This window comes from Pseudomonas trivialis (assembly GCF_001439805.1).
Classification (GTDB): Bacteria; Pseudomonadota; Gammaproteobacteria; order Pseudomonadales; family Pseudomonadaceae; genus Aquipseudomonas; species Aquipseudomonas trivialis.
Map to the genome: position 1 here is coordinate 156603 of NZ_JYLK01000003.1, position 15579 is coordinate 172181.

Annotated in this window: 14 protein-coding genes; 8 read left to right on the forward strand and 6 right to left on the reverse strand. The window is 62.4% G+C overall.

What is annotated here, in order from left to right:
* Positions 1 to 111 precede the first annotated feature (111 nt).
* The 4 genes from TU79_RS06230 (at position 112) to TU79_RS06245 (ending at position 5519) form a co-directional block, all read left to right on the forward strand.
* Entirely contained in the window at positions 112 to 1878 is a 1767-nt protein-coding gene (locus TU79_RS06230; protein ID WP_057007194.1) for an ATP-binding protein, read from the forward strand.
* A complete protein-coding gene (locus TU79_RS06235) occupies positions 1872 to 3197 on the forward strand; it encodes a sigma-54-dependent transcriptional regulator (protein ID WP_057007195.1) in 1326 nt (441 codons plus the stop codon). Before TU79_RS06230 ends, TU79_RS06235 begins: the two co-directional genes overlap by 7 nt.
* 278 nt (positions 3198 to 3475) lie before the next feature.
* A complete protein-coding gene (locus tag TU79_RS06240; RefSeq protein WP_057007196.1) occupies positions 3476 to 4795 on the forward strand; it encodes an MFS transporter in 1320 nt (439 codons plus the stop codon).
* Positions 4796 to 4886: 91 nt separating this feature from the next.
* Positions 4887 to 5519: a flavin reductase family protein gene (locus tag TU79_RS06245; RefSeq protein ID WP_057007197.1), complete on the forward strand. Its 633-nt coding sequence runs from the start codon at positions 4887 to 4889 to the stop codon at positions 5517 to 5519.
* Positions 5520 to 5567: 48 nt separating this feature from the next.
* Here TU79_RS06245 and TU79_RS06250 read toward each other — a convergent pair whose 3' ends face one another.
* Both TU79_RS06250 and TU79_RS06255 read right to left on the reverse strand, forming a co-directional pair.
* The gene (locus TU79_RS06250) at positions 5568 to 5846 is read right to left on the reverse strand and encodes a hypothetical protein (protein WP_057007198.1); all 279 of its coding nucleotides are present in this window, start codon (positions 5844 to 5846) and stop codon (positions 5568 to 5570) included.
* Between the two features lie 8 nt (positions 5847 to 5854).
* On the reverse strand, positions 5855 to 6196 hold the full coding sequence (locus tag TU79_RS06255; RefSeq protein WP_057007199.1) for an antibiotic biosynthesis monooxygenase family protein: 342 nt from the start codon (positions 6194 to 6196) through the stop codon (positions 5855 to 5857).
* A gap of 326 nt (positions 6197 to 6522) precedes the next feature.
* On the opposite strand from TU79_RS06255, the gene TU79_RS06260 reads away from it, so the two are divergent.
* Entirely contained in the window at positions 6523 to 7452 is a 930-nt protein-coding gene (locus TU79_RS06260; protein WP_057007200.1) for an AraC family transcriptional regulator, read from the forward strand.
* A 46-nt stretch (positions 7453 to 7498) separates the two neighbouring features.
* Here TU79_RS06260 and TU79_RS06265 read toward each other — a convergent pair whose 3' ends face one another.
* From TU79_RS06265 to edd, 4 genes are all read right to left on the reverse strand, one after another.
* Positions 7499 to 8968 carry an ATP-binding protein gene (locus tag TU79_RS06265; protein ID WP_057007201.1) on the reverse strand — a complete coding sequence of 490 codons (1470 nt, stop codon included), beginning with the start codon at positions 8966 to 8968 and terminating at the stop codon, positions 7499 to 7501.
* Positions 8958 to 9692, reverse strand: a complete 735-nt coding sequence (locus TU79_RS06270) for a response regulator (protein ID WP_057007202.1) — start codon at positions 9690 to 9692, stop codon at positions 8958 to 8960. Before TU79_RS06270 ends, TU79_RS06265 begins: the two co-directional genes overlap by 11 nt.
* A 64-nt stretch (positions 9693 to 9756) precedes the next feature.
* Positions 9757 to 10713 carry a glucokinase gene (locus tag TU79_RS06275; RefSeq protein WP_057007203.1) on the reverse strand — a complete coding sequence of 319 codons (957 nt, stop codon included), beginning with the start codon at positions 10711 to 10713 and terminating at the stop codon, positions 9757 to 9759.
* Positions 10710 to 12536, reverse strand: a complete 1827-nt coding sequence (gene edd / locus TU79_RS06280) for a phosphogluconate dehydratase (protein ID WP_057007204.1) — start codon at positions 12534 to 12536, stop codon at positions 10710 to 10712. Before edd ends, TU79_RS06275 begins: the two co-directional genes overlap by 4 nt.
* A gap of 220 nt (positions 12537 to 12756) precedes the next feature.
* Here edd and gap point away from each other — a divergent pair, with 220 nt between their 5' ends.
* The 3 genes from gap (at position 12757) to TU79_RS06295 (ending at position 15532) form a co-directional block, all read left to right on the forward strand.
* The gene (gene gap / locus TU79_RS06285; protein ID WP_057007205.1) at positions 12757 to 13758 is read left to right on the forward strand and encodes a type I glyceraldehyde-3-phosphate dehydrogenase; all 1002 of its coding nucleotides are present in this window, start codon (positions 12757 to 12759) and stop codon (positions 13756 to 13758) included.
* A gap of 212 nt (positions 13759 to 13970) precedes the next feature.
* Complete coding sequence (locus tag TU79_RS06290; RefSeq protein ID WP_057007206.1) at positions 13971 to 14489, forward strand: RNA polymerase sigma factor; 519 nt, start codon at positions 13971 to 13973, stop codon at positions 14487 to 14489.
* A gap of 74 nt (positions 14490 to 14563) precedes the next feature.
* Positions 14564 to 15532, forward strand: a complete 969-nt coding sequence (locus tag TU79_RS06295) for a FecR family protein (RefSeq protein WP_057007207.1) — start codon at positions 14564 to 14566, stop codon at positions 15530 to 15532.
* The last annotated feature ends 47 nt before the right edge of the window (positions 15533 to 15579 follow it).

The following is a 15579-nucleotide window of genomic DNA, read 5'->3' on the forward strand; positions in this document are numbered from 1 at the left end:
TTAACTGAACGACCTTGGGGCAATCCCCCTCCCACACAATCCCATTCGCCACAAGACTCACGCAGCGCATGCTATGGTGCGTTCCCCCCCACTGTGCCTGCTCATCACCGTATGATCGTGATCCCCCGCCCCCTGCGCCTCACCTTCTACTCCCTGCTGATCATCGCCGGTGCGCTGTTGGCCGCCGCCCTGGCCACACGCCATGCCGAGCGCCAGGCGCTGGTGGACGATGCCGCTCGCGCCAATCAGCAGCTCGCGTTGTACGCCAACTCGCTGCACACCCTGATCGAACGTTACCGCGCCCTGCCCGCCGTGCTGGCGTTGGACTCGGAGATGATCCGCGCCCTGAAGGGCCCGCTGGACGCCGCCACTCAGGATGTGCTCAATCGCAAGCTGGAACGCATCAACGGCGCCGCGCAGTCCTCCACCCTCGAATTGATGGACCGCACCGGCCTGGCGGTGGCAGCCAGTAACTGGAACCTGCCGAGCAGCTACGTGGGCCACAACTACGCATTTCGTCCCTATTTCAGCCAGACCCTGAGCCAGGGCACCGGGCGCTTTTATGCGGTGGGGGTGACTACTGGCATACCGGGTTACTTTCTCTCCAGTGCGGTGCTCGACGAGAACCAACAGTTCCTCGGCGCCATGGTGGTAAAGCTGGAATTCCCCGAGCTTGAACGCGAGTGGGCCCAGGGCAACGACCTGCTGCTGGTCAGCGATGCGCGCGGCATTGTGTTTATCGCCAATCAGCCGGGCTGGCGTTATCGCAATCTGCGGCCGTTGTCCGACAGTGACCTGGCCGAACTCAAGGCCACACGCCAGTACGACAAGAAACACCTGCAAGCACTGGACACCAGCACCCTGCAACGTTTCGGCGAAAACGGCCATTTGATGCGCGTCAACGGCCCCAGCGGCACTGCCAATTACATTTGGGAATCCCTGCCACTCAAAGCCGAGGGCTGGACCCTGCACCTGCTGCGCAAGCCGCAGTTCGCCTTTGAAGACCAACGCAACGCAGGCCTGGCCGCCGCCGGTTCCTGGCTGGCGCTGGTGTTCCTGGTGCTGTTCCTCAGCCAGCGCTGGCGCCTGGCCCGTCTGCGCCAGCGCAGCCGCGAAGAGCTTGAACAACTGGTCGAGGAACGTACCCAGGCGCTGCGCACCGCGCAGGACGGCCTGGTGCAGTCGGCCAAGCTGGCGGCGCTGGGGCAGATGTCAGCCGCCCTTGCCCATGAAATCAACCAGCCACTGACCGCCCAGCGCATGCAGTTGGCGACGCTGCGCCTGCTGCTGGACCACGGCCGCGTGGATGACGCCTATCAGGCGCTCACGCCACTGGACGATATGCTCACGCGCATGGCCGCCCTCACCGGCCACCTCAAGACGTTCGCCCGCAAGAGCCCCAGCGGCTTGCGCGAACGGCTCGACCTGGCCACGGTGGTCGACCAATCCCTGCACTTGCTCGACGCACGCCTGCGTGATGAAGCCATCGGCGTCATGCTGGACCTGACCCGCCCGGCCTGGGTGCGCGGCGACGCGATCCGCCTGGAGCAGGTGCTGATCAACCTGCTGCGCAACGCCCTCGACGCCATGAGCAATGCGCCGCGCAAGCGCCTGGAAATCCGCCTGCACGCCGATGAGCAATGCTGGCAATTGTCTGTCGCCGACAGCGGCGGCGGGATTGCCGACGAACACCTGGCCTGTGTGTTCGACCCGTTCTTCACCACCAAGCCGGTGGGCGACGGGCTCGGCTTGGGGCTGGCGGTATCCTACGCTATCGTGCACGAACTGGGCGGGCGCCTGAGCGCCGGTAACCGGGGCGATGGCGCGGTATTCACGCTCACCCTGCCTGTCGCGCTGGAGACACCGGACCTATGTTGAACGCGGTAATTGTGGTCGATGACGAAGCCAGCATTCGCACGGCCGTCGAGCAATGGTTGAGCCTGTCCGGATTTCACGTGCAGTTGTTCAGCCGTGCCGAGGAATGCCTGGCGCAACTGCCCCGGGATTTCCCCGGAGTCATTCTGAGCGACGTGCGCATGCCGGGCCTGAGCGGCCTGGAGCTGCTGGCCGAAGTGCAACGTCGCGATGCCGACTTGCCGGTGATCCTGCTCACCGGCCATGGCGATGTGCCGATGGCGGTCGAGGCCATGCGCGACGGCGCCTACGACTTTCTGGAAAAACCGTTCAGCCCGCAGGACTTGCTCAACGGTCTGCGCCGTGCGCTGGACAAACGCGGGCTGGTGCTGGAAAACCGTCGCCTGCATCAGCAGGCCAATCATCGCGCGCAGCTGGAAACCAGTCTGCTGGGCGTATCCAAAGGCCTGCAAACGTTGCGGCGTCAGGTGCTGGAGCTGGCGAATCTGCCGGTCAATGTGCTGATTCGCGGCGAGACCGGCAGCGGCAAGGAGTTGGTCGCGCGCTGCCTGCATGATTTCGGGCCGCGGGCGAAGAAGCCGTTCGTGGCGCTCAATTGCGCGGCGATCCCCGAGCAGTTGTTCGAAGCCGAACTGTTCGGCCACGAAAGCGGTGCGTTCACCGGCGCTCAGGGCAAGCGCATCGGCAAGCTCGAATATGCCCACGGCGGCACGCTGTTTCTGGATGAAATCGAAAGCATGCCCCTGGCTCAGCAAGTGAAATTGCTGCGCGTTTTACAGGAGCAGAAACTGGAGCGATTGGGCTCCAACCAGAGCATCCAGGTGGACCTGCGCATCATTGCCGCCACCAAACCTGATTTGCTCGAAGAGGCCCGCGCCGGACGCTTCCGTGAAGACCTCGCGTATCGACTGAACGTCGCGCAACTGCGCCTGCCGCCGCTGCGCGAACGCCGCGAAGATATTCCCCTGTTGTACGAGCACTTTGCGCAAAGCGCCGCCGAGCGCCTCGGCCGTCATGTCGAGCCGCTGAGCGGGCCGCAGTTGGGTCGCCTGCTCAGCCACGACTGGCCGGGCAATGTGCGGGAGCTGGCCAACGCCGCCGAGCGTCAGGTGCTGGGGCTGGGCGAACCGGAACCGGAGGGCGTGGAGGCAGGGCAATCGCTGGCGGCGCAGCAGGAGGCGTTTGAGGCCCATTGCTTGAAAGCTGCGTTGACCCGGCATAAAGGCGATATCAAGGCGGTGCTGGCGGAGCTGCAACTGCCGCGTCGGACGTTGAATGAAAAGATGCAGCGGCATGGGTTGGTGCGGGAGATGTTTCTGTAGGTCGATATGTGCGTCGACTGCCAGGCCGCCATCGCGGGCAAGCCCGGCTCCCACAGGGGAATGCATTGCAAAGGAAAGAGCTCGCTTGCCTGCGATGACGCCAGCAGCCATAAGCGGATTTTCGCTCACTACCGCAAAATCATCAGCGACTTTCCGCTCAAAAAAATCTTGTAGCCCTTCTAGTCCGGGCCTTCATCTGTTTGGCACACCTTCTGCTACAGCCGAACCACGCTGCGTTCGCGCCGCTCCATAAAAACAACTAGATGAAGGATCCTTCGATGGATAACTCCAACTCCCTGCCTCAGGGCTCGGCGACTGCGCCCGCGCCGGTACGCACCATCTCCAGCCGCATCAAGTCGATCTTCAGCGGGTCGGTCGGCAACATGGTCGAGTGGTACGACTGGTACGTTTACGCCGCCTTTTCGCTGTACTTCGCCAAAGCCTTCTTCCCCAAAGGCGACACCACCGCCCAACTGCTCAACACCGCCGCGATCTTTGCCGTGGGCTTCCTGATGCGCCCGATCGGCGGCTGGCTGATGGGCCTGTACGCGGACCGCGCGGGGCGCAAAGCCGCCTTGATGGCTTCGGTGCTGTTGATGTGTTTCGGCTCGCTGATCATCGCCCTGAGCCCGGGCTATGAAACCATCGGCGTCGGCGCGCCGATCCTGCTGGTGTTCGCCCGCTTGCTGCAAGGCCTGTCGGTGGGTGGCGAATACGGCACCTCGGCCACCTACCTGAGTGAAATGGCGACCAAGGAACGTCGCGGCTTCTTCTCCAGCTTCCAGTACGTGACCCTGATCTCCGGCCAGCTCATCGCGCTGGCGGTGCTGATCGTGTTGCAACAAGTGCTCACCACCGAGCAACTGTACGCTTGGGGCTGGCGCATCCCGTTCGCCATCGGCGCCCTGTGCGCGGTGGTCGCGCTCTACCTGCGGCGCGGCATGGAAGAAACCGAGTCGTTCACCCGGAAGGAAAAAGCCAGGGAAAGCGCGATGCGCACCTTGATGCGCCACCCCAAGGAACTGATGACCGTGGTCGGCCTGACCATGGGCGGTACCCTGGCCTTCTACACCTACACCACCTACATGCAGAAATACCTGGTGAACACGGTGGGCATGAGCATTTCCGACTCCACCACCATTTCGGCGGCGACGCTGTTTCTGTTCATGTGCCTGCAACCCCTTGTCGGCGGGCTGTCGGACAAGGTCGGTCGACGACCGATCCTGATTGCCTTCGGCATCCTCGGCACTCTGTTCACTGTGCCGATCCTCACCACCCTGCACACCATCCAGAGCTGGTGGGGCGCGTTCTTCCTGATCATGGCGGCGCTGATCATTGTCAGCGGTTACACCTCGATCAACGCGGTGGTCAAGGCCGAGCTGTTCCCGACCGAGATCCGCGCACTGGGCGTGGGCCTGCCCTATGCACTGACCGTGTCGATCTTCGGCGGCACCGCTGAATACATCGCGCTGTGGTTCAAGAGCATTGGCATGGAGACGGGTTACTACTGGTATGTGACAGCGTGTATCGCGGTGTCGCTGGTGGTTTACGTGACCATGAAGGACACCCGTAAGCACTCGCGCATTACCACGGATTAAACAGCCGGGCGCAGCAAAACGTGTGGGAGCGGGCAAGCCCGCTCCCACATTCGGTATTATGTTTTTTTCAAAACCGAGAGCAGAACAGGCCATGTCTGACGATATCCATTTCTACGAACCCGCCAACGGCCACGGACTGCCCCATGATCCATTCAACGCGATTGTCGGCCCGCGCCCGATTGGCTGGATTTCGTCCCACGACAGTGAGGGTCGCCTGAATCTGGCGCCCTACAGTTTTTTCAACGCATTCAATTACATTCCACCGATCATTGGGTTTTCCAGTGTCGGGCGCAAAGACAGCCTGAACAACATCGAACAGACCGGCGAGTTTGTGTGGAACCTGGCCACCCGCCCGCTCGCTGAGCAGATGAACCAGAGTTGCGCGGCCGTCTCGCCACAAGTGGATGAATTCGAACTGTCCGGCCTGACGCCGGTGGCCTCGAAAATCGTCGGCGTGCCACGGGTGGGCGAGAGCCCGGTGTCATTCGAGTGCAAGGTGACGCAGATCATCCAATTGCAGCGCGCGGACCAGGAACGGGTGCCAAGCTGGCTGGTACTGGGCGAAGTGGTGGCGGTGCACATTGCCAAGTGGCTGCTCAAGGACGGCATCTACGACACCGCCGCCGCCGAGCCGATCCTGCGTGGCGGCGGCCCGGCAGATTACTTCCAGCTGGGCCCGGAGGCGCTGTTCAAGATGTACCGCCCAGGTGCCTCCAGACCCTGATTGCAATGCAGGCAAATGAGGGAGGGAGCGTGCCCCCTCCCCACCTGTTCAGTTCCTGGCAGGTTGCCAGTGCAGCACGCCTTCTGCGTCGACATCGATCAACTGCTCAAGCTGCACAGCGGCCGCGTCATCAGCATCGGACGCCGTCTTGAACCGCTGCCCGTCAAGGATCTTGTGAAACTGCGGTGCGCCCATGCCATCCAGTGCCTTGACGGCAACGGCGGCGCTGTAGCCTGCTTCACCCGGTACTACGGCGGAAACGGCTTCGTGATGGGCAAATTGTTTGCGTGCCATGTTGCAGGTCCTGGCCAATTGAAAGTCGGCCATTCTAAACCCTAACCGGCCAGTTGCAGGTACTCGCCATAGGCGTTGACGGCTGAGGCATCGGTGAACGTCTGGAAGTCGATGCTGCGTACCACCCTATCGTTCAGCAGCTCGGTGAAGATGATCAGCGCCGGCGAATTGAAGTAGGCATTCATCGCCTGCTCGCTGCTCCAGAAGCCCGAGACCAGCCATACATCCGGATCGGTGTGGGAATGCTGCAGCGAAAACTGCAGGCAACCCTGAGCCTGACGGCCCGGTTCGAGCAAACTGCTCAAGCGTGCACCGAGTTCAGTGCTGCACCCACTGCGGGCACGGATAAAGGCCATATGGCTCGCGGGAATGGGGGTGGACATGTTCGACTCTCCCGTTGAGAAGTGGTGCTCGGCAAACACTGAGGATGGGTGTTGCCACAGGATCAACGATAAGGCCGCAACTGCGCGCGCGGTTAGTCGAATCCTGCAGGCTTATTGCACAATCCTGCGAAAAGCGTAGGGAGGACGTTTACCGCCCACTGTTTATTCCATGCCACGCTCAGTATTTGCGGGTGATTTCCCACCTGCCATTGCCTGATTCACGCCTGTTCGCAGGATCAGGCAAGGATTGTGCAGAATCGACGTAACACGTTTTGAAAGTCAGCCGCTAAGCTCAGTCCATCAAAGCAACACATAGAGGACGTTCCATGTCGTCGCCCGACCCCAAGCTTCTTCCCCTCGATGCCGAGATGGAAAAACAGCGCGCTGAACTCGCCGGCATCGTGCAACGCCATACCTGGGAAGAAGGCTCCTACGGTACGGCGATTACCTCGCTGTACCTGAACCGTCAAAACACGCCGCGCGAGTTCATGCCGGTACTGGTGGAACCTGCTCTGTGCATCCTCGCCAGCGGTAGCAAGGAAGTGCGCCTGGCCGATGAAATATTCGCCTACGACCCGCTCAACTACCTGGTGTTTTCAGTGGCGATGCCGGTGGCCGGAAGGGTCATCGATGCCACGCCGCAAGACCCCAACCTGTCGGTGCGTATCAATATCGACCCGGCGCAACTGACGGCTTTGATTGCAGAAGCGGGCCCGATGGGCGTGCCTTCGCGACCGACATCTCGCGGGATGTACGTGGATCGTATCGACCACTCGCTGCTCGATGCGGTGCTGCGCCTGGCGCGTCTGCTGGAGACTCCCAAGGATATCGCGATGCTCGCGCCGCTGATCAACCGCGAGATTCTCTATCGTCTGCTGCGTGGGCCGCAGGGTTATCGGCTGTATGAAATTGCTGTGGCCAACAGTCAGAGTCATCGCGTCAGCCAGGCAATCACCTGGCTGAACGGCAACTATGAGCAACCGCTGCGCATCGATGACCTGGCCAGGGAAGTGAACCTGAGCGTCTCGACCTTGCACCACCGCTTCAAGGCGATCACTGCCATGAGCCCGCTGCAGTATCAGAAGCAACTGCGCCTGCAGGAGGCGCGTCGGCTGATGATCGCCGAAGGGCTGGAAGCGTCGGCGGCCGGGTACCGGGTGGGGTATGAGAGCCCGTCGCAGTTCAGCCGGGAATACAGCCGGCTGTTTGGTGCGCCGCCCTTGAGAGACTTGGCCCGCCTGCGCCAAAGCATCTGACCGAATGAAGAGCAAGCCCCCTCCCACAGTTGAAACATGTTGCTCTTCAGTCCAGCGTTCGGGGCAGCTGTAACGTGACCCGCAACCCACCCTCGCGCAGATTCTGCAAACTCACTTCCCCGCCGTGACTATGGGCGATGTTGCGCGCAATCCCCAGCCCCAACCCGTAGCCCTGCTGGTGCCCGGCCAGGCGGAAGTGCGGCTCGAACACCTGCTCCAGACGCTGTTCCGGCACGCCGGGGCCTTCGTCATCCACATGCAGGATGAACTGCGTGCCATCGTCCTCGATGTGCAAATGGGCGTTCTGCCCATACTTCAAGGCGTTGTCGATCAGGTTGCCGATGCAGCGCTTGAGCGCCAGCGGCTTGCCCGCATAGGCCGCCAGGGCATGTCCGTTGAGCGTTACGCGACCGTTGCCGTTGGGCGCCAGGTAAGGCTCCACCAGGCATTCGAGCACATGATTAAGGTCCACCGGCTGGATGTTTTCGTGGATATCGGTGTCTTTCACGCATTGCAGCGCCCCCTTCACCAGCAGTTCCAACTCGTCCAGGTCGCGGCCGAACTTGGCTTGCAGGTTCTCATCTTCGAGCAATTCCACGCGCAGGCGCAGGCGGGTGATCGGCGTGCGCAGGTCGTGGGAAATCGCGCTGAATAACTGGCAGCGTTCGGTCAGGTAGCGGCTGATGCGTTCGCGCATGGCGTTGAATGCACGCCCCACTTCCTCCACTTCACTGCCGCCGCCTTCGGCCACCGGCTCCACGTCGGCGCCCAGGGACATGTCCCGCGCCGCCCGTGCCAGGCGTTTGAGCGGGCGACTCTGCCAATGCACCAGCAAGCCGATGAACAGCAACAGCAGACCGCTGGTCAACACGATAAACCACACCTGCTGCGACGGCAGGCTCTGTTCTTCAAGGCTGGTGTAAGGCTCGGGCAGCAGCGAGGCGATGTACAGCCATTCACCCGGGCCGAGCTGGATCTGCGTGACCAGCACCGGCGGGTTTACCGGCTCCAGGGTCAGCGCGTAATGCGCCCAGGAGCGCGGCAGCTCATCGAGCTTGAGACCGGCATTGAAGATGCGCAGGTCTTCGGCGCTGACGAACTCCACCGAGATCAGTACATCGCCGCCCAGGGTCTGGCGCAGCACCTCGTCGACCGCCTGCAACACCGCCTGCTTGCGCGGGGTCTGCGGCAGCACCGCCATGTCCAGCGGGCGATCATTGAGGGTTACGACAAACCGCGTGCCGCCCATGCTGCGCAATTGGTCCAGCACCAACGGACGATAGGCCACCGGCAGCGAGCGGAAATAGCTCACGCTGGCGGTCATCGAGTGCGCCAGGCTGCGCGCGCTGGTGACCAGGCCTTCAAGTTGAGTAGCGCGCAGTTGCGAAACCCAGATCACGCTCGACAGCGCCTGGGCAAACAGTACCACCAGCAAGGTCAACAGGAGCATGCGTCCCAACAGCGAGCGCGGGACGGGAAAGCCGCGTTGACGATCGGTGACCGGCTCAGTGAGCATTGCCGGCAACCACGTTGGCTGCCAGTTGGTAACCGCTGCCGCGCACGGTGCGGATCAGCCTCGGCGGTTTTTCGGTGTCGCGCAGGCGCTGGCGCAGGCGGCTGACGGCCATGTCGACGATCCGGTCCAGGGGCATCAGGTCGCGGCCACGGGTGGCGTTGCCGATGGTGTCGCGATCGAGGATCTGTTGCGGGTGATCCAGAAACAACTTGAGCAGGGCAAAATCGGCGCCGGACAAAATCACCTCTTCACCGTCCACGTGAAACAGCCGGTGGCTGATCATGTCCAGACGCCATTCATCGAACACCAGCACATCCGCCGTGCCGCTGCGCTCCTGGCCGAACTGGCAGCGCCGCAACAGCGCCTTGATCCGCGCCTGCAGCTCGCGTGGGCTGAAGGGCTTGCCGATATAGTCATCGGCGCCCAGTTCCAGGCCGATCACGCGGTCGGCTTCGTCGGAACTGGCGGTAAGCATGATGATCGGCACCTGCGCCTGACGCGGATGCTGGCGAATCCAGCGGCACAGGCTGAAGCCGTCTTCGTCCGGCAGCATTACATCGAGAATGACCAGGTCGCACGGCGCCTCGTTCATCGCCTGGCGGAACCCCGCGCCGTCGGGCACGCCACGCACCTGGAAGCCGGCGCGACTGAGGTAGGTTTGCAGCAATTCGCGGATTTCCTGGTCGTCGTCGACAAGGAGAATGGATTTACTGATTACGCTCACGGGGGGCCTCCTGGGGTGGTGGGGACAAGCTTAAAGCATCTGGCGCCCTTTAGGCCGTCAGCCCCTACGCAAAAGCCTGTTCAAGCGCGACGCCCGCCCCCGTCAAGCCGGAATACGGCGCCGTCACCAACCACACAGGAATGCCTTTGAAGTAGTCGCTCATGCAGCCCTTGTCGCTGAAACTCTTGGCAAAACCACTGTTGATGAAGAAGTCTGCAAATCTGGGAATCACCCCGCCCACAATGTACACACCACCGCGTCCACCGGTGGTGAGCACGTTGTTGCCGGCGACCCGGCCCAGCCAGATGCTGAACTGATCCAACACCTCCATCGCCACCGGGTCGCCAGCCAGACCGGCCGCCGTGATGGCTTCAGGCGTGTCCAGCATCGGTACGTGCCCATCCACCGCGCAGATCGCCCGGTACAGACGCGGCAGACCGCCACCGCTCAATGCGGTTTCGGCGCTGACGTGGCCGATCTCGTTGTGAATGTGCTGCCACAGCTGGGTTTCACGCAGGCTGCTCAAAGGCAGGTCGACGTGGCCACCCTCCCCGGGCAATGCGGCAAACCGGCCCGCGCCGAGGTCCAGCAACGTACCCACGCCCAGCCCCGTGCCGGGCCCGATCACCACGGCAGGGCGCAACGGCTCCGGCGTGCCTTCGCAGACCACGCGAAATTCATCCGGCTGCAGGCGGGTCATGCCCAGGGCCATGGCCGAAAAATCATTCACCAGCAGCAGCTCATCCACTTGCAACGCCTGGCAGAACGCCGCCTTGCTCAGGCGCCAGTGGTTGTTGGTGAACCTGAATTCATCACCGCTCACCGGCCCGGCTACCGACAGGCACACCGCGCCGATGTCCCCGATTTCCAGGCCTTCTTCTTTGAGGTAAACCTTGATCGCCTCTTCCGGGCTCTGGTGATCCGCCGTGGCGTGCACCCGGATCGAATGCAGCGCCTGATCGCGCCACAACGCAAAACGGGCGTTGGTGCCCCCGATATCACCGACCAGCGCTAACTTCACTTAAGCGTCTCCAAGGCAGAGGTAAAGGCGCTGGCGCCCTGCTCTGCGGAGCTTGCGGCCAAGCGCATGAATGCAAACAGCTCGCGGCCGGCCCCCACGTTATTGCCCAACAGGCCCGTGGCGGGTGTGCGTGCTGCAAATTCTTCGGCGTCCACCTTAAGCTCCAGGGTGCCGGTAACGCCATCCACGCGAATGATATCGCCATCGCGCACGCGCGCCAGCGGCCCGCCGCTCTGGGCTTCCGGGTTCACATGGATCGCGGCAGGGATCTTACCCGACGCGCCGGACATGCGCCCATCGGTAACCAGCGCCACTTTGAAACCCCGGTCCTGCAATACGCCGAGAAACGGCGTCATCTTGTGCAGCTCGGGCATGCCGTTGGAGCGCGGGCCCTGGAAGCGCATCACGGCGACGAAGTCTTTTTCCAGTTGACCGGCCTTGAAGGCATCGGCCAGGTCCTGCTGGTCCTGGAACACCACGGCCGGTGCTTCGACCACCTGGTGCTCCGGCGCCACGGCGGACACTTTCATCACGCCACGGCCAAGGTTGCCTTCCATCACGCGCAAGCCGCCTTCGGGCGAGAACGCGCGGGCCACGGGGCGCAGGATGGTTTCGTCGAGGCTTTCGATGGGCCCGTCGCGCCAGATCAGCTCGCCGTCGACCAGGAACGGCTCCTGGGTGTAACGGCTCAGCCCCTTGCCGGCCACGGTGTTGACATCTTCGTGAAGCAGGCCGGCTTCGAGCAGTTCGCGGATCAGGAACGACATGCCGCCCGCCGCCTGGAAATGGTTGATGTCGGCCTTGCCGTTGGGATAGACGTGGGACAGGGTCGGCACCACCTCGGAGAGGTCGGCCATGTCCTGCCAGGTGAGGATGATGCCCGCCGACATGGCGATGGCCGGCATGTGCAGGGTGTGGTTGGTGGAACCGCCGGTGGCGTTGAGGGCGACAATGGAATTGACGATGGATTTTTCGTCGACGATCTCGCCGATCGGCGTGAAGTTACCGTTGGCCTTGGTCAGGCGGGTGACCTGGTGCGCCGCCTCGCGGGTCAGCGCGTCACGCAGTGGCGTGTACGGATTGACGAACGAGGCGCCCGGCAGGTGCAGGCCCATCACTTCCATCAGCAACTGATTGGTGTTGGCAGTGCCGTAGAAGGTGCAGGTGCCGGGGCTGTGGTAGGACTTCATCTCCGATTCCAGCAGCTCTTCGCGGCTGGCTTTGCCTTCGGCGTAGCGCTGGCGCACATCGGCTTTCTGCTTGTTGGAGATGCCCGACGGCATCGGACCGCCCGGGACGAAGACCATCGGCAAGTGGCCGTAGCGCAACGCGCCCATCATCAGGCCCGGCACGATCTTGTCGCAGATACCCAGCATCAGCGCAGCGTCGAACATGTTGTGGGACAGCGCGACCGCCGTGGACATCGCGATCACTTCGCGGCTGAGCAGGCTCAGCTCCATGCCGGGCTCGCCCTGGGTGACGCCATCGCACATCGCCGGGGTGCCGCCGGCGAACTGGCCGACCGAGCCGACTTCGCGCAGGGCTGTCTTGATCTGTTCAGGGAAGTGCTCGTAGGGCTGATGCGCCGAGAGCATGTCGTTATATGAAGAAACAATTGCCACGTTGGCGGCATTCATCATGCGCAGACTATTTTTATCTTCAGTGCCGCAACCGGCCACGCCGTGGGCGAAGTTGGCGCATTGCAGCTTGCCGCGCATCGGACCGTCGCTGGCTGCGCCGCGAATGAGCGCAAGGTAGGCTTCACGGGTGGCGCGGCTGCGGGCGATAAGCCGTTCAGTGACCTCAAGGACGCGGGGATGCATGTGTAGAACTCCAGGCTAACGGATGTGGCGACCTGAGTGTCTATGCTGATCAAACGCCCGCGCGCATGGGATGGCAGGGTGTCGTTTGGATCATCGGACCAGTTGATTCAGGTCACTCGTTGTAGATTGAACAAAATATTGCCACTAAAAAGGCTTGTTTTCTATTTTTATGCGAATAATCTTGTAATTCTTACAACAAATCGACGACAGGCACTTTCCAATGACTCTTCGTATCGCAATCAATGGTTTTGGTCGTATCGGCCGTAATGTCCTGCGCGCACTGTATACCCAAGGCTACCGCCAGGATTTGCAGATCGTCGCCATCAACGATCTGGGCGACAGTTCGATCAACGCCCACCTGCTCAAATTCGACACCGTACACGGCACTTTCGACGCAGAGGTCGCCCACGATCAGGAAAGCCTGACCGTCAATGGTGACCGGATTGCCGTCAGCGCCATTCGCAACCCGGCCGACCTGCCATGGGCCGCGCACAAGATCGACGTCGTATTCGAGTGCACCGGTCTGTTCACCGAGCGTGACAAGGCTGCCGCCCATATTACCGCCGGCGCGCGCAAGGTGATCATCTCGGCGCCGGCCAAGGGCGCGGACGCCACCGTGGTTTACGGGGTGAACCATGACATTTTGCGTCAATCCCACCAGATCATTTCCAACGCCTCATGCACCACCAACTGCCTGGCGCCCGTGGCCCAGGTGCTGCACCGCGAGCTGGGCATCGAAAGCGGCCTGATGACCACGATTCACGCCTACACCAACGACCAGAACCTCACCGACGTCTACCACACCGACCCATACCGCGCGCGTTCGGCCACGCAGAACATGATCCCGAGCAAGACCGGCGCGGCCGAAGCGGTAGGCCTGGTGCTGCCGGAACTGGCCGGCAAGCTGACCGGCATGGCGGTGCGAGTGCCGGTGATCAACGTGTCGCTGGTCGACCTCACCGTGCAACTGAAGAAAGAAGCCACGGCCGACGAGGTCAACGCGCTGCTCAAGGAAGCCAGTCAGCACTCGAAGATCCTCGGCTACAACACCCTGCCGCTGGTTTCCAGTGACTTCAACCATAATCCGCTGTCGTCGATCTTCGACGCCAACCACACCAAGGCCAGCGGCAAGCTGCTCAAAGTGCTGGCCTGGTACGACAACGAGTGGGGTTTCTCCAACCGCATGCTGGATAACTGCCTGGCGCTGTGCAACGCCGAATAAGCAGCCAACTCAGGTCTCCGTGGGAGCTGGCTTGCCTGCGATAGCATCACCTCGGTCCAACTGAAATACCGAGGTGCCTGCATCGCGGGCAAGCCCGGCTCCCACAAAAGCCACCTCCCACATTTGATCGGTATCGGCTCACAGCAATAGCCACTTGCCATTTCGCTTGATGATAAGCATTATCATTTGCTTGCAATCGGCCTGGTATCCCTGTGAGCCAATCTCGCTTCAACCATGTCTTTCTCACCCAACGGGTGATTCTGCTACGCACCTTGCAGCGGATGGTGAATAACCACAGCACCGCCGAGGACCTGTTGCAGGAAACCTACCTGCGCGTCACCCGGGCCCTGAGCGAGCGGCCGATCGATCACCTCGAACCCTTCGTCTACCAGACGGCGCGCAACCTGGCGCTGGACCATCTGCGCGCGCGCCGAATTCAGGCCCGCACGCTGCAGGAAGATGTGCCGCTGGATGTGCTGCAAAGCGTCGCCTCCCCTGTCAGCACCCCCGAGGATGCCACTCAGGCCGAACAACTGCTTGAGCATTTGAGCGTCAGCCTCGGCCAGTTGAGCGCGCGTCAACAGCGGATCTTCATCCTCAGCCGCCTGCACGGCTGCAGCTATCAGGAGATCGCCGATCAACTGAAGGTGTCCTTGAGCACCGTGCAAAAGGAACTGAAGCTGATCATGGCCATCTGTGTAGGTGTGGCCCAGAGGCTGGATCAGCCGTAAGCTGCATCCGACAGAACTGTCGAACCGGCCTGCAGGAACAATGACTAGAACGTGGCGAAGACCCGAGGCACACCGTGACCGACCCGAATAACCTGCGCCCCCATGAGCTGGCTCATGAGGTGTTGCAAGACGCGGCTATGGACCAGGCGCTCGACTGGCTGATCGCGCTGCAGTGCCCGCAACCCGGGCAGCAGGCGGCGTTCGAGGCCTGGCTGACCAGCGACCCGGCGCACGCCCACGCCTTCGCCAAGGCCCAGGCGGCCTGGGGCGGCGCGCCGGTGTACAGCGCCGCCGTGGCCCTGGCCGCGCCGCGCAAACCCGGCGCCTGGCGCCGCATCAAGCCACACTGGAAGCCCCTGGCCACCGCCGCCGTGGTGGTGCTGGGACTGCTGAGTTTCAGCAACCTGCCCGCGCGCTTGCAGGCGGACCACCTCACCGTGGTGGGTGAGCGCCAGCGCCTGCAACTGGACGACGGCTCCAAAGTGCTGCTCAACACCAACTCGGCGTTCTCCAGCAGCATCAAGGACCACCAGCGCACTGCGCGCCTGTATCAGGGCGAGGCTTTTTTCGAGGTCATGCCCAGTCGCGGCCTGCCCCTGGAAGTCGATGCCGGCCCGGTGCGGGCCAGCGTGCGCGACACCGCCTTCGCCGTGCGCTACCTCAACGGCGAAGCGCAGGTGCAGGTGCAGCGCGGCGATGTCGACCTGCGCAACACCTTCGACGATGCCCGCGTGCGCCTGAGCGCCGGCGAAAGCATCCGCATCGGCCCCAAAGGCTTTGGCCAGTCTGCCAGGCTGGACGCCACCAAAGACCTGGCCTGGGTACAGGGCCGGCTGGTGTTCGAAAACTGTCCGATGAGCGAAGTGCTCGCCGAGTTGCGCCGTTATTACCCTGGCTGGATCGTCAACACCAATGACAAGCTCGCGGGCGTCGCCGTCACCGGCAATTATCGCCTCGACCAGCCGCTGGACGTGGTGCGCTCCCTGGCTCATATCACCTCGGCCAGGCTCGCGGAATTCCCGGCGCTGGTCATCCTCAACTAAATGAGAATTATTTTTACTCGATGCTGACCGGCGATACGTCTCGTTAT